The following is a 14756-nucleotide window of genomic DNA, read 5'->3' on the forward strand; positions in this document are numbered from 1 at the left end:
GCGCGGCGTCTTTTGTGAGCGCCGTGTATGAAGAACCTAGGAGTCTTTCATGTCGACTATTAAGCGATTTATCGCCGGTGTTACCTGCCCCAGATGTGCGGCGATGGACCGTGTCCGCGCCTGGGAGCAAAACGGTATTCGCTACCGGGAATGCGTCAGCTGCGATTTCTTCGAGCAACTACCCATTGAGGAAGACGCACTTACCGAAATGACCACCCGGGTCAATCAGGTACGCGATGATCAGAAGCAGCAGGATGTGCAGCCCGTGCGCATTCTAGATCCAGGTAAACCCTCGCGTTAACACCTCATTTCTATCCCCTCACCCTTATCTCCTCGCCACCACGGCTGGCCTATTCAACTTTCACCAGCCGGGTAGCCCTACGTTTACGACCCGACTTATAGCCGTTAGCGTACGGACAACTCAATTTGTGTGCGGTTATCCGCACACAAAAAAACCGTCATCGTGCGAACACTCGGACACTTCAGCTGTTAGCACTTGCCACCAAAGTTGAATAAAAAATTTATAAATAACTGATTTTAAAAGAACAAACTTTAAATGGCACAACTATCGCTGTTATATACAGGCATACCTGCTTAATGCAGTATCCACTGGCGGTATTAATAGAGGCCGTCAGTATATAACCCCAATAACAGCTAGGAATTTTCGCCATGCGCAAACATATGCCTAAAACGTTCACTCTCCTCGCCAGCAGCGCCCTGCTTGTCGCAGCGGCCAGCAGCGCCCAGGCTCAAGACCGTTCCGGGTGGCCCGACAACTTCACTGTTGGCACCGCTAGCCAAGGTGGCACCTACTTCGTTTACGGTTCAGGCTGGGCGAACTTTATTGCCGATGAGTTAGGCGTATCTGGCGGCGGTGAAGTCACCGGCGGCCCCACTCAAAACCTGGCACTTGKGCACACGGGCGACATGGCATTTGGTTTAACCACCATGGGCCCCGCCTCTGATGCCGTTAAAGGTGAAAGCCCGCTAGCGCCTGGCATGGCAATGGACAATGTATGCGCCATGTTCCCCATGTACGAAACGCCGTTCTCCATTACCGCGCTTTCTGACAGCGGTATCGAGTCAATTTCCGACATTCCTGATGGCGCGCGCATCGGCTTTGGCCCGGCTGCCTCAACCTCTGACACCTACTTCCCAGCAATCCTAGAAACGCTAGGCGTTGACTTTGAGCGCCGCAACGGCGGTTGGTCAGATCTGGGCGGCCAGTTGCAGGATGGCTTGCTTGACGTTGTTGCCTTCGCTGCCGGCATTCCGATTCCCGCCGTTAGCCAGTTGGAAGTACAAACTGACGTCAATATCATCGAATTTAACGAAGAAGAGCTGGCCACGGTGCTAGAAAACTTCCCCGTTGCTGAATTCATGATCCCGGCCAGCACCTACACAACGCTGGAAGAGGACGCTCGCGCTGTCTCCATGTGGAACTTCGCTATTGCGGGCTGCGACCTGCCGGAAGATTTCGTCTACGAAGTCACCAAGGCCACCATGGAAAACAATGACCGCATGCGCTCTGTGCACCGCAGTGCTGAAACCACCATTCCAGAAAACATCAAGCACAACACCGTGCTGCCGTTTCACCCCGGCGCGGCACGCTGGTACGAAGAGAACGGCTATGAAATTGATGATGACATGATCAACTAAGCAACCTTCAACGTTCTAACTGCCCCGTTTCCGGCCCTGCCGGGCGGGGCAGCTTTCGCTGCTACTACCCCTTTGTCTGCTTTTGCTGTGAGGGTGAACTCTAATGAGTCACAAAACCGACCAAGAACCCGATGACCTCAAAGATGATGCCCACGCGGCGTCAGCGATACCCGAGTCCATTGCCGATGGTGTCGATGAAGACCTTGTTGAACCCAATCGCCGCCTGTTTACCGGCTGGCAATTCCTGCTATTTGCGGCATTAGCGATCGCTTACTCAAGTTTCCATCTGATTTCACTCAACGTGTATCCGATGGAAACCTGGTCGTTTCGTATCGTGCATATTGCCGGCGCGCTTATTCTCGGTTACGGGCTATTTGCCGGTGCCCGCTTTGCCGATGACGATCACCAAGCATCAGGTGCCTGGATTAAGTGGGTGAGCTACGCGTTACTGATACCCGCCGCCTACACTCTGGCGCAAGTCTTTTTGATGTATCAGACACTCAGCGGCGGTGCCATGCGTATCGACCCGAGCGTCGAAAACTGGCACTACGGCTACCCGCTCATGGCGACCACCGCGGGGGCAATTGTCCTGTCATGGTTTTATAGTCAGGCACGGCATCGCTTCAACCCTGCCGATTTGGTACTGATGGTCTGTGCACTGGCCAGCGCTGGCTATTTACTGGTGGCGTATAACACCAATATCCGTATGTCGACGGGCACTTCTTTCGCCCCCTCAGGCATCTCCTGGGCGGCCATCGCGGGCTCATTGCTGATTCTGGAGCTCACCCGCCGGGTAGCGGGTTTAGCGTTGGTAGTGATCTCCGCGATCTTTTTGACCTACGTTTTTGCCGGCCCTTATTTGCCGGGCTTTCTGGGCTATCCGGGGCTGTCACTGCAGCGCTTCTTTAGTCAGGTGTATACCGACGCCGGTATTCTCGGCCCCACCACTGCGGTGTCGTCGACCTATATTATTCTGTTCATTATTTTTGCGGCTTTCCTCCAGGCCTCTAAAGTCGGCGATTACTTCGTTAACTTTGCCTTTGCCGCAGCAGGCCGCGCCCGTGGTGGCCCGGCCMAGGTGGCTATTTTTGCCTCTGGCTTGATGGGTATGATTAACGGCACCTCGGCAGGTAACGTGGTTTCCACCGGCTCGTTGACCATTCCATTGATGAAGAAAGTCGGCTACCCCGCACGTAGCGCGGGTGCCATTGAGGCCGCCGCCTCAACTGGCGGGCAAATCATGCCGCCGATTATGGGCGCGGGTGCGTTCATCATGGCGGAAGTGACCGGCATTCCGTACACCGAAATTGCCCTTGCCGCGGTCATTCCGGCGATTCTGTATTTTGCCTCTATCTACTTTATGGTCGACTTTGAAGCCGCCCGTAAAGGCATGCGCGGGATGCGCAAAGATGAGATCCCGCTGTTCTCTAAGCTGGTCAAGCAGGTCTACCTATTTGCGCCGATTATTATCCTGATTGTCGCGCTGTTTATGGGCTATTCGGTGATTCGCGCCGGCACCCTGGCGACGGCTTCAGCCGCGGTGGTTAGCTGGCTTTCACCCAATAAAATGGGATTTCGTGCGATTCTTAAAGCGCTGCAAATAGCGGGCACCATGTCGATTCAGATTATCGCCGTGTGTGCCTGTGCGGGCTTAATCGTCGGGGTTATCTCGTTGACCGGTGTTGGCGCGCGCTTCTCATCGCTACTGCTGGGACTAGCAGGTGTTAGCCAACTATTGGCGCTAGTGTTCGCCATGCTGATTAGTATTCTGCTGGGTATGGGGATGCCGACCACTGCCGCCTATGCGGTGGCCGCTTCTGTGGTCGCGCCAGGCTTGATCAATATCGGCATTGAGCCGCTAATTGCTCACTTCTTCGTGTTCTACTTTGCGGTCGTCTCAGCGATTACGCCGCCCGTTGCCTTGGCCTCCTATGCCGCCGCCGGTATCTCTGGCGATAACCCCATGGGCACCTCGGTGGCCTCGTTCAAGATTGGCTTGGCTGCGTTTATCGTACCGTTTATGTTCTTCTACAGCCCGGCCATGCTGATGGAAGGCTCACCGATGCAGATTCTGCGCGTTGGGTTAACTGCGACGCTAGGTATTGTGCTGCTTTCTGGTATGGTTCAAGCGTGGTTCTTTGGCCCCGTTAACCTAGTGCAGCGTGTCGTCATGCTGGTAGGCGCGCTGTTTTTAATCTACGGCGGTATCTATACCGACATTGCCGGCCTTGCGATTGGTATCGTGCTATTCATGATGCAGCGTAAGATGCACGGKGGTGGTAGCAAAACGGCGCAAGCTGGCTGATTGATTTAAGCCGCTAAACGCTAAGCGTTAAAAACCCCGCTCAACAATTGTTGAGCGGGGTTTTTAATGAGCGCAAGGTAGGCAAAGAAAAGAGGCTTGGTTAATCGGTCAGGTTATCGACGATTTTCAGCACCGGCGCCGCTTGGTTAAGCGTGTAGAAGTGCAGGCCTGGCGCGCCGCCATCCAGCAATCGCTGGCAAAGACGGCTCACCACATCGGTGCCAAAGGCAGCAATGGCTTCGCTGTCGTCGCCATAGGACTCTAACTGTTTGCGAATCCAGCGTGGTATCTCGGCACCGCAGGCGTCAGAAAAACGCGCCAGCTTGGTGTAGTTGGTAATCGGCATGATGCCGGGAATAATCGGCTGCTCGACGCCCAGCGCGCGGGCTTTATCGACGAAGTTAAAATAGGCATCGGCGGTAAAGAAATACTGGGTAATGGCCATATTGGCCCCCGCCTTCATTTTACGCGCAAAGTTTTCCACATCCTTATCAAGGTTGGGCGCCTGTGGATGCGATTCAGGATAGGCCGCCACCGCAATATCGAAATGATCGCCGGTTTCTGCGCGAATAAACTCAACCAGTTCATTGGCATAACGCAGTTCGCCAATGCTTCCCATACCTGAGGGCATGTCACCACGCAGCGCGACCAAGCTATCCACGCCCTCCTCGCGGTACTGCGCCAGCAGATCACGCAGTTGGGCTTTTTCACTGCCGATGCAGGAAAGGTGCGGGGCGGTCGTGATGCCGCTCTCACTGACCTCGCGCACCACCTGGCGGGTACGCGCCTGGGTAGACCCGCCAGCACCGTAAGTCACCGAAAAAAAGCGCGGATTGCGGGCGGCCAGCTCATCGCGAACGTAGATCAGCTTGTCGCGCCCAGCATCGGTATTGGGCGGAAAGAATTCAAAGCTGATACCTAGCGGATGCTCGTGGCTGCTCATGGGACTTCCTTATTAGTGATTAATAGTGGTGATATTTTGCGGTATTCTCGCTGTTCCATCGCGCTGGGGCTAATGAAAGATTCCACGCTTGGCCTTTAATTCGGCTCATGTTAGCCGTTCATATCATTTTACCGGGAGCCATCATGGATTTAGCACCCAGCGCCTTAATGGGGCCACTGCTGATGTTATTGGGGTATGTCGGGCTAGGCTGGATAGCCGCACAACGGTTAAAAATAGATCCCCGCCCGATTGCGACGCTGCTGGTGTACCTCATTGCCCCCTTTACGATTTTTCGCGCGCTGATGAACGGTGGCCCAACCCCTAGCTACCTGTTACTCACATTAGCGCTATTTATGCTGGCGAGCCTAATGGCGCTGGTGGTGCAACGCATCACACGCCACCGTTTTGGTGAACAGGAAGCCGCTCTGCTGGCGTTCTCTTCAGGAACGGGCAATACCGGCTATTTTGGTTTACCGATTGCGTTGATCTTGCTGCCCCCCGAAGGTGTCACCCTTTACCTGTTCTGTATGCTGGGGATTAATATCTACGAATTTACCGTGGGCTTTTATCTCAGCGCACGCGGGCGTTTTTCGGTGCGCGAAAGCCTGATCAAAATTTCGCGCTTACCGCTTATCTACGCCTTCCTGTTAGCGTTACTGCTTAGCACCCTTGACGTCGCCCTACCCGCCGCGGTCATGAGCTCACTGCAAGTGTTCCCTGCCACCTATACCCTGCTGGGTATGATGATTATTGGTATGACGCTGAGCCAAGTGACGCTTTCCGCCTGGGATACGCGCTTTGTAGCCGCCTGTTTAGGGCTACGCTATCTGATGTGGCCATTGGTCATGCTAGTGGCCGTGTTAATACTGCAGTGGGTCACGCCACTTTCCACAGAGTTAGCCCTAGCGCTGCTGTTGATAGGCGTGGTGCCCATGGCTGCTAATGTGGTGGTGGTGGCGATGGAACTGGGTATTCAGCCACAAAAAGGCGCGTTAGCGGTGCTGGTCACCACGCTGCTTGCGCCACTGCTGATTCCACTCTATCTCGGTTTAATGCTGCGCCTCACCGGGTTGGGCTAAAAGCCGGCAACACCCGCTTGGTTAAGCTGTGCAGCCATGCGCTGCATTTCCGGGTGACTGAAAAATGCGACCAGCGCGTCAGCACGCACAGGGCCAACGCCTGGCACGGCTTGCCACTGTTCGCGCCGATAGCCTGCTAACTCATACCAATCCCCGCGAGCCGCGTCACTGCCCGGCGGCGCGCCCAGCGCACTTAGCCAAGCTGCAAATGGTTGACCACGGGCTGCTTGAAATTGCTCAGTGAGCGAGGCGGCAGTGGCCTCGCCAATGCCGTAGGCCTCGCGCAACTGGCGTGGCTCAACGTTCAGCCAGTCGAGTAACTGCGTGACGACGCCCGCCTCCATCAGCGCTTGCCAAGTACCTTCACCGATACCCTGCATGCCTAGCTGCTCGCCCAGGTAGGTAAGCCGCGATAGCAGTTGGCTTTCGCAGCCGGGGGTTAATTCAAAACAGCTCAGCAGGTGGTAGCGCTGCGGTGACGGGGGAGTCAGTGGCGAGCGCTCCTGGGTATGCCACACCACCTCGCTTAGCTGGGGAATCGTTAGCCCCGCTAGCGAAATCGCCACTTGGTCTCCGGGGCGGACATCCAGTGATTCCCAGCGATCCAAGGAGCCCAGTGAAACGCGGCTAATGCGCCGCCCTTCTAACAGTACGGGATTGAGCCATACCAGCGGCGTTACGCGCCCGGTGCGCCCAACGCGAAACTCAATGCCGCGCACCTCCGCCAGCGCCTGCTGGGCAGGGTATTTCCAGGCAATGGCCCACTCCGGTGGTGACGAAGACCAGCGGCGCACGCCAGGGCGCTCGGCTTGTTTAATCACCACGCCGTCAGTGGCAAACGGCAGCGGGCCGTTGAACCAGGTATCGCGCCAGTAGGCGGCATCACGGCGATCATCCAAGGGATAGGTGTAGTCGGCGCTATCAAAGCCCAGCGCACTCAGTTGGGCTAAGCGGCTTTCCATGTCGGTCGGGCCGTCAGGCCAGCCCCACACAAACAGGCCAATACGCTCAAGGGTGGTCGCTTCAGGCGAAGACTGCGCCATGGCGCCTGCCACGGCGCCTCGGGCACCCGAAGAGGGTGAGCGCGACTGAACGTGTGCTTCCAAGCGCCAATACAACTCGCCTTGGAGTAGCGCAGAAATCGGCTCGGGTAGCGTATTGGGAACGGCAGGCAACTGTCGGGCACGGGCTGTCCAGTCTTGCCCTCTTTCGCCATCGCCACGGCTAACAGCTTCGACCAGCTCACCATCGGCATAGCGCAGCGTCACCGCTACGCCGTCCACTTTGGGTTGGATCCACAGGTCTTCGCGGCGACTGGTAAAGCGCCTGACGCCATCGTCATCGGCTTTATTGAGACCGCGCTGGGCCGCTGGGTGCTCTAGGGTGCCGCTACTGCTGGTCACCCGCGTCAGCGGGCGATGATCCGGTTCTGCGCCTAAACAGCGCTGCCAGTTGGCTAGTCGCTCCACGGCTTGGTCGTAGAGAGCATCGTCGATCAACGCAACGCCTTCTTGATGGTAAGCGATATCCCAATATTCAACATGTTCCGCAAGCGCCTGGCTTTCACGGCTTAAACGCTCTTGCGACCAATCAGGGCATTCGGCAGCCTGTGCGGAAAAAGTGACAAGCCCGATAAGGCCAGCGAATACCCACCCAACGACGCCTCTCGTCATCTCTCGCCTCCACAAAAAATAATTAGCCAACAAACTCAGCCTAGCGCAGAGTGCTGATACAGGGCACAAAAAAAGCCCCCGGCCAGAGCCAAAGGGGCAATTTCATACATTGCTTACAAACGGAATAGCAAATCTCTTACAAACCGGCGGCCTTGCGCAGCGCATCAGCCTTATCAATCTTTTCCCACGGGAAGGCGGTAAAGGTTTCGGTATGCGATTGGCCTTTATCGTCGCTCCAAGTGTAGCTGTGCTCAAACGGCACCCGACCAAAGTGGCCATAAGCGGCGGTGAGCTGATACATCGGGTGCAGCAGATCAAGCATTTTGGTGATCGCGTAGGGGCGCAGGTCAAAGTGCTCGCGAACCAGCGCAACGATCCTGGCATCGTCAACCTTACCGGTGCCGAAGGTGTCGATGGAGACCGAGGTCGGCTCGGCCACGCCAATCGCGTAGGAGACCTGAATCTCGCACTTGTCTGCCAGGCCTGAGGCCACCACGTTCTTGGCCACGTAGCGGCCGGCATAGGCGGCGCTGCGGTCAACTTTAGAGGGGTCTTTGCCCGAAAATGCACCACCGCCGTGGCGCGCCATGCCGCCGTAGGTGTCGACAATGATCTTACGACCGGTCAGTCCACAGKCGCCCACCGGGCCGCCAATCACGAATTTGCCGGTCGGGTTGATATGGTACTGGGTACTCTCATCCAACCACTCAGCGGGGATCACCTGCTCAATGATCTCGCGCTTGATCATTTTGCGCAGGTCTTCTTGATCAATGTCAGGATCGTGCTGGGTAGAAAGAACAATGGCGTCGACACCACAGGGCTGGCCTTCGGCGTTATAGCGGAAGGTCACCTGGCTTTTGGCATCCGGGCGCAGCCATGGCAGTAGGCCATTTTTACGCAGTTCGGCCTGACGCTCGACTAAACGGTGCGAGTAGTGGATCGGTGCCGGCATAAACGAATCGGTTTCGTTGGTCGCATAGCCGAACATCAGGCCCTGGTCGCCAGCGCCCTGATCTTCCGGTTTGCTGCGGTCAACGCCTTGGGCAATCTCGACACTCTGCTTACCGATCAGGTTAACCACGCCGCAGGTCGCGCCATCAAAGCCCACGTCGGACGAGTTATAGCCAATGCTGATAATCACATCACGCACGAGGGTTTCTAAATCGACCCAGGCGGAGGTGGTAATTTCACCCGCAATGATCGCCACCCCGGTTTTCACCATGGTTTCACAGGCAACACGCGCCTGTTTATCGCGGGCGATAATGGCATCTAGCACCGCGTCAGAAATCTGATCGGCAATCTTATCGGGATGACCTTCGGAGACGGACTCGGAGGTAAACAGGGAATATTCGCTCATCGCGCACTCTACCCTCTGTATGACGGCTGTAGGTAACCCACAGCATCAGCAGGAAATCATGGCAGGTGTCCCCTGCCCATATTAGCGAAGTAATGACGTTCTTCATCACTTCGGGAGGCAGAGTCTACACGCTGTCGGCGATGCTTCCCAGAACGTGATTCCTAGAATTTGCTGTCACATTTGCCGCAACATGGGAAGTCAGCGACAATAGCGCCTTTATAATTTCTGTTTTCAGGCGAGGAGCACCCCCATGCCGTCCCGTTTTGAGCTAGCCAATGCCATTCGCGCCCTCTCCATGGATGCCGTTCAGAAGGCCAAGTCCGGCCACCCTGGCGCCCCCATGGGAATGGCTGATATCGCCGAGGTGCTATGGAATGACTACCTCAAGCACAATCCCGAAGACCCCAAGTGGGCCGATCGTGACCGCTTTGTGCTCTCCAATGGTCACGGCTCCATGCTGCTTTACTCGCTGCTCCACCTCAGTGGTTACGAGCTAAGCCTGGAACAGCTGCAGAATTTCCGCCAGCTGCATTCGCCCACCGCGGGCCACCCGGAATTCGGCTACGCGCCCGGCATTGAAACCACCACTGGCCCACTGGGTCAGGGTTTTGCCAATGCCGTGGGCTTTGCCATCGCGGAAAAAACCATGGCGGCGCAGTTCAACCGCCCCGGCCACACCATCGTTGACCATCACACATGGTGCTTTGTAGGTGACGGCTGCTTAATGGAAGGTATCTCCCACGAAGCCGCCTCCCTGGCCGGTACCCAGCAGTTGGGTAAGCTGATCACTGTATACGACGATAACGGCATCTCTATCGATGGCGAAGTGGAAGGCTGGTTTACCGACGATACCGCCAAGCGCTTTGAAGCTTACGGCTGGCACGTGGTGCCCAATGTGGATGGCCACAAGCCTGAAGAGGTGAAAGCCGCTATTGAGCTGGCCAAGAGCCACGACGATAAGCCGAGCCTGATTATCTGCAAAACCATTATCGGCTTTGGTGCGCCCAACAAGCAGGGCAAAGAGGACGCCCACGGTGCGCCCCTAGGCGATGACGAAGTGGCGCTGGCACGCACCCAGCTCGACTGGCCCCACGCGCCCTTCCATATCCCCGAGCCGATTTACTCGGCCTGGGATGCCCGCAACGCTGGCAAAGCAGCCCAGCAGAAGTGGGAGGAGCGCTTTGCTCGCTACGCAGAGGCCTTCCCCACGGAAGCGCGGGAATTTACCCGCCGCATGAAGCGCCAGCTGCCGACGGAACTGCCCACCGAAGCCTTGATTGAGCAGGCCCAAGAGCGCGGCGAGACCATTGCCTCGCGTAAAGCCTCCTTTGAAGTGTTAAATGCCATTGGCCCGCAAATGCCGGAACTGCTGGGCGGCAGTGCCGATCTGGCGCCGTCTAACCTGACCTTCTGGAAAGGCGCCAAAGCGATCACCCCGGAAGATGCCAGCGGCAACTACCTGCACTACGGTGTGCGTGAGTTTGGCATGGGGGCGGTTATGAACGGCATCGCCCTGCACGGCGGCCTGGTGCCTTACGGCGCGACCTTCCTGATCTTTATGGAGTACATGCGTAACTCGATCCGTATGGCGTCGTTGATGGGCCAGCAGGTGATTTACGTATTTACCCACGACTCCATTGGCTTGGGGGAAGATGGGCCGACTCACCAGCCTATCGAGCAACTGACCAGCCTGCGCACCACGCCTAACCTCAATACCTGGCGCCCTTGTGATGCGGTGGAAACAGCAGCCTCCTGGGATGCGGCCATTAAGCGTCACTCGGGCCCCACGGCGTTGGTACTCTCTCGCCAGAATCTGCCCCATCAGCAGCGCACCAAAGCGCAGCTGGCATCGATTCAAAACGGGGCGTATGTCCTGAAAGATAGCGAAGGGACGCCCGAGCTGATTCTGATTGCCACCGGTTCAGAAGTCGCCCTGGCGATGGACGCCGCCGCCGAGCTTGAGCAGCAGGGCAAAGCGGTGCGGGTAGTCTCGATGCCGTCAGCCTACCGCTTTAACGGCCAGGACGCGGAGTACCGCGAAAGTGTACTGCCCAAAGCGGKCACCAAGCGTATCGCCATCGAAGCCGCCCACGCCGACTACTGGTACAAGTATGTGGGCCTGGAAGGCCGCGTGATCGGCATGACCACCTACGGCGAATCCGCCCCGGCGGGGGAKCTGTTCAAGCACTTCGGCTTTACCGTCGAGAATGTGGTCAAGCAAGCCAACGAACTACTCGGCTAAGCCATGCCCGCGCTCAGTGGCTTTCTATGGCTGATTAGCTACTGGCTGATCGGTGAAGTGGTGATCCACTTCACCGGTCTGCCGATCTCGTCAGGCGTGATCGGCATGCTGCTGCTCTGCGCAACGCTCGCTGTGCGTGGTCGTGTCCCGAGCAGTATTGCCGCAGCCGCCCAGCCGCTCATTGCACTACTGGCCATGCTGATTATGCCCGGCGTTGTGGGGGTGTTTTTCATCATCGGTGAGCTGGCTGGCCAGTGGAGCGCCATTCTTATTGCCTTAGTGGTGGGCACGTTACTCAGCGTGACGACGACGCTTTGGCTGCTCAAACGCCTAATCGGGCAGCCCCATGCACGCTAATACACCGCTACTCGAACTGTTAACCACTACCCCGCTATTTGCGGTGGGCTTAACGCTCGCCGCTTATTTGCTGGGTAGTGGTCTATTCCAACGTTTAAAGCGCCCTGCTTGGCTACCCGCCATTTTGATTGCGGCGCTGCTGCTGGCGGGGGCGTTAGCGCTGATAGGGCTGCCCTACGCCACCTACCAGCAGGGTGCCACTTGGCTAACGGTGCTATTGGGGCCCGCCACGGTGGCGCTGGGGATGCCGCTTTATCAACAGTTGCCGCGCATCGTTGAGCTATGGCGACCTTTGGCGATTTGTTTACCCATCGCCGCCACATTGGCGGCTTGCTACTCGCTGGCCATTKCTTGGTTACTGGGCAGTACGGATACCATACTCGCTTCCATTGCCGCCAAATCGGTGACCGCACCTATCGCCATTGGCATTACCGAGCAGCTGGGCGGCACCACGGCACTACTGTTGGGCGCACTGCTGGTGACCGGTGTGATAACGATTCCCTGTGTTAGCCTAGCGGCGCGTTGGCTACATATTGAGGATGACCGCTTGATCGGTTTTGCCCTGGGGCTTAACGGCCATGCCATTGGCACGGTAAGAGCGTTTGAGATCAGCCCCACGGCCGGCGCTTTCGCGTCACTGGGCATGAGCCTCACGGGTATATTCACCGCGGTACTGCTGCCACTTGCCTGGCGATTGATAGGCATGGCCAGCTGATAGGCGCAGTTAGCCGATAACAGTCGCCCGCTGAAATACGTTATCATCGCAACGAGTTCTAGCCTATTTAGATCATTGTCGATTCACTTTTAAGAGCCACCCTTCTGCATGGCTAATTCAGCTTCCAGCTATCGCATCGCCATTAACGGTTACGGGCGCATTGGCCAATGCGTGCTGCGGGCGCTCGTTGAGCGGTACCACCCCGAACTTGAAGTGGTCGCCATTAATGAGTTGTCTGACCTTGCGACGATCACTTACCTGACCCGTTACGACACGACCCATGGTCGCTTTCCCGGTGACGTCGATAACGACGGCCAGGCCCTTATCGTCAACGGCCAGCGCATCCAGGTACTCTGCGAACAAGATCCACGCAAGCTGCCCTGGAAGGCGCTTAATGTGGATCTGGTACTGGAGTGTTCAGGAAGCTTTAAAGATCGCGCCACCGCTGAGCTACACCTAGAGGCTGGCGCTAAGCGGCTACTTTTTTCCCAGCCAGCGGAAAACGATGTCGATGCCACCATTGTGTGGGGCATTAATGAGGACAAGCTAGCGCTGTCCCAGCGCGTTCTCTCTGCCGCTTCCTGTACTACCAACTGCCTTGTGCCGCTGCTGACCGTTCTGGATGAAGCTCTCGGTCTTGAACATGGTGTCACCACGACGATTCATTCGGCGATGAACGACCAGCCAGTGATCGATGCCTATCACCAGACCGACCTGCGCCTTACCCGCTCAGCGATGCACTCCATAGTGCCAGTGGATACCGGTCTGGCGCTCGGCATTAGCCGCTTGATGCCCCATCTTGCAGGCCGCTTTGAGTGCCTACACGTACGCGTACCGACTATCAATGTCTCTGCCATGGACGTAGCGCTCACGGTTAGCCGCGACACCCACCGAGACGATGTGAATGCGCTGCTGCTGGCTGCCAGTCAGCAGCGTTTAAAGGGCGTGCTTGGCTATACTGAAGCCCCTATGGCATCGGTTGATTTTAATCACGACCCGCGTTCAGGCATTCTGGACGCTACCCAAACCCGGGTGGCTGGCAAGCGCCTTATCAAACTGCTGTGCTGGTTTGATAACGAGTGGGGGTTCGCTAACCGTATGCTCGATATTAGCCAGCGGCTGGCCAGCCTTTCGGCACAGACGTAACCTGTTTGCATTAGCTGTTTATATTTAGTTCAACGGCCTAAACACGAGGAAACCGCTCACATGAACGTGAAGAAGATGACTGACCTTCCCTTGGAAGGACAACGCGTGCTGATCCGTGAAGACTTGAATGTGCCCATCAAACATGGCCGCGTTTCCAGCGACGCCCGCCTGCGGGCCGCGCTGCCGACGATTCAGGCAGCCGTGAAGGCTGGGGCCAAAGTGATGTTGATGAGCCACTTGGGCCGTCCCACCGAAGGCGAACCCGCCGAGGAGTTTTCCCTCGCGCCGGTGGCGGAACATTTAGGTGAGCTATTAGGCCGCCCAGTACCGCTGGTCAAAGCATATCTTGGCGAAACCCTTGAGCTTGCCAACGGCGACGTGGTGCTGCTGGAAAACGTGCGCTTTAATAGCGGCGAGAAAAAAGACGATGAMCAGCTGGCAAAACAGTACGCCGCGCTGTGCGATATCTTTGTGATGGATGCGTTTGGCACCGCCCACCGCGCCCAAGCCTCCACCCATGGCGTGGCGCGCTTTGCCCCTAGCGCCTGCGCGGGGCCTTTGCTTGCCCAGGAGCTGGATGCGCTTGAAAAAGCACTGGCGCATCCGGCCCGGCCCATGGCCGCCATCGTCGGTGGCTCGAAGGTCTCTACCAAGCTGGATGTACTCACCGCGCTGGCGGAAAAATGCGATCAATTGATTGTCGGCGGCGGTATCGCCAACACCTTTATTGCCGCTGCAGGCTACAATGTCGGCAAATCACTCCATGAGGCCGATTTGGTGGGCCAGGCGAAAGCGCTGATGGAGAAGGTGTCAATTCCGCTCCCGACCGATGTGGTCGTCGCCACCGAGTTTTCTGAATCGGCCAAAGCGGTAGTCAAGCCCGTGGATCAGGTGGCTGACAACGAGATGATTTTGGATATCGGCCCAGATACCGCCGCTCATTTGGCGAGCATGCTCAAAGACGCTGGCACCATCCTATGGAACGGCCCCGTCGGCGTCTTTGAAATCGATCAGTTTGGTAAAGGCACCCAGGTGATCGCCCAGGCCATCGCCGATAGCGCGGGCTTTTCTATTGCCGGTGGCGGCGATACCCTAGCGGCCATTGATAAATACGCCATTGCGGATCGCGTCTCGTACATTTCCACCGGCGGCGGCGCCTTTCTTGAGTATGTCGAAGGCAAGCAGTTGCCAGCCGTGGCAGCACTCGAAGCAGCGGCCAAACGCAGCTAACATAAAGCAACTTGAACCTGGGCGCTTATGGTGCTCGTTCAGATAACCCA

The 14756-nt window shown here is 57.0% G+C and carries 12 protein-coding genes; 9 read left to right on the plus strand and 3 right to left on the minus strand.

From position 1 onward, the window contains the following. The first annotated feature begins 49 nt into the window (after positions 1–49). The 3 genes from HALO_RS20710 to HALO_RS20720 all read left to right on the plus strand — a co-directional run bounded on the left by HALO_RS20710 (position 50) and on the right by HALO_RS20720 (position 3964). Positions 50–301, plus strand: a complete 252-nt coding sequence (locus HALO_RS20710; protein ID WP_035576436.1) for a YheV family putative zinc ribbon protein — start codon at positions 50–52, stop codon at positions 299–301. 368 nt (positions 302–669) lie between these two features. After that, the gene (locus tag HALO_RS20715; RefSeq protein ID WP_050713966.1) at positions 670–1659 is read left to right on the plus strand and encodes a TAXI family TRAP transporter solute-binding subunit; all 990 of its coding nucleotides are present in this window, start codon (positions 670–672) and stop codon (positions 1657–1659) included. Positions 1660–1762: 103 nt separating this feature from the next. Next, complete coding sequence (locus HALO_RS20720) at positions 1763–3964, plus strand: TRAP transporter permease (RefSeq protein ID WP_050713967.1); 2202 nt, start codon at positions 1763–1765, stop codon at positions 3962–3964. Positions 3965–4064: 100 nt separating this feature from the next. Here HALO_RS20720 and metF read toward each other — a convergent pair whose 3' ends face one another. After that, a complete protein-coding gene (gene metF, locus HALO_RS20725) occupies positions 4065–4907 on the minus strand; it encodes a methylenetetrahydrofolate reductase [NAD(P)H] (RefSeq protein ID WP_035576433.1) in 843 nt (280 codons plus the stop codon). Between the two features lie 143 nt (positions 4908–5050). Here metF and HALO_RS20730 point away from each other — a divergent pair, with 143 nt between their 5' ends. Next, the gene (locus HALO_RS20730; protein ID WP_035576432.1) at positions 5051–5986 is read left to right on the plus strand and encodes an AEC family transporter; all 936 of its coding nucleotides are present in this window, start codon (positions 5051–5053) and stop codon (positions 5984–5986) included. Here HALO_RS20730 and ligB read toward each other — a convergent pair. Together ligB and metK are read right to left on the minus strand one after the other, a co-directional pair. Next, the gene (gene ligB, locus HALO_RS20735; RefSeq protein WP_035576431.1) at positions 5983–7659 is read right to left on the minus strand and encodes an NAD-dependent DNA ligase LigB; all 1677 of its coding nucleotides are present in this window, start codon (positions 7657–7659) and stop codon (positions 5983–5985) included. The genes HALO_RS20730 and ligB overlap by 4 nt on opposite strands. Before the next feature lie 136 nt (positions 7660–7795). Continuing rightward, positions 7796–9016 (minus strand): methionine adenosyltransferase, encoded by a 1221-nt coding sequence (gene metK / locus HALO_RS20740; RefSeq protein WP_050713968.1) that lies wholly within the window; start codon positions 9014–9016, stop codon positions 7796–7798. Between the two features lie 250 nt (positions 9017–9266). Here metK and tkt point away from each other — a divergent pair, with 250 nt between their 5' ends. The 5 genes from tkt (at position 9267) to HALO_RS20765 (ending at position 14706) form a co-directional block, all read left to right on the plus strand. Next, the gene (gene tkt, locus HALO_RS20745; RefSeq protein WP_050713969.1) at positions 9267–11258 is read left to right on the plus strand and encodes a transketolase; all 1992 of its coding nucleotides are present in this window, start codon (positions 9267–9269) and stop codon (positions 11256–11258) included. Between the two features lie 3 nt (positions 11259–11261). After that, positions 11262–11615, plus strand: a complete 354-nt coding sequence (locus HALO_RS20750; RefSeq protein ID WP_035576428.1) for a CidA/LrgA family protein — start codon at positions 11262–11264, stop codon at positions 11613–11615. After that, on the plus strand, positions 11605–12330 hold the full coding sequence (locus HALO_RS20755; protein WP_050713970.1) for an LrgB family protein: 726 nt from the start codon (positions 11605–11607) through the stop codon (positions 12328–12330). Before HALO_RS20750 ends, HALO_RS20755 begins: the two co-directional genes overlap by 11 nt. Positions 12331–12438: 108 nt before the next feature. Next, positions 12439–13476: a type I glyceraldehyde-3-phosphate dehydrogenase gene (locus HALO_RS20760; RefSeq protein ID WP_035576426.1), complete on the plus strand. Its 1038-nt coding sequence runs from the start codon at positions 12439–12441 to the stop codon at positions 13474–13476. Between the two features lie 60 nt (positions 13477–13536). Continuing rightward, a complete protein-coding gene (locus HALO_RS20765; RefSeq protein WP_050713971.1) occupies positions 13537–14706 on the plus strand; it encodes a phosphoglycerate kinase in 1170 nt (389 codons plus the stop codon). The last annotated feature ends 50 nt before the right edge of the window (positions 14707–14756 follow it).

The sequence above is a fragment of the Halomonas sp. R57-5 genome, from assembly GCF_900070345.1.
Classification (GTDB): domain Bacteria; phylum Pseudomonadota; class Gammaproteobacteria; order Pseudomonadales; family Halomonadaceae; genus Vreelandella; species Vreelandella ventosae_B.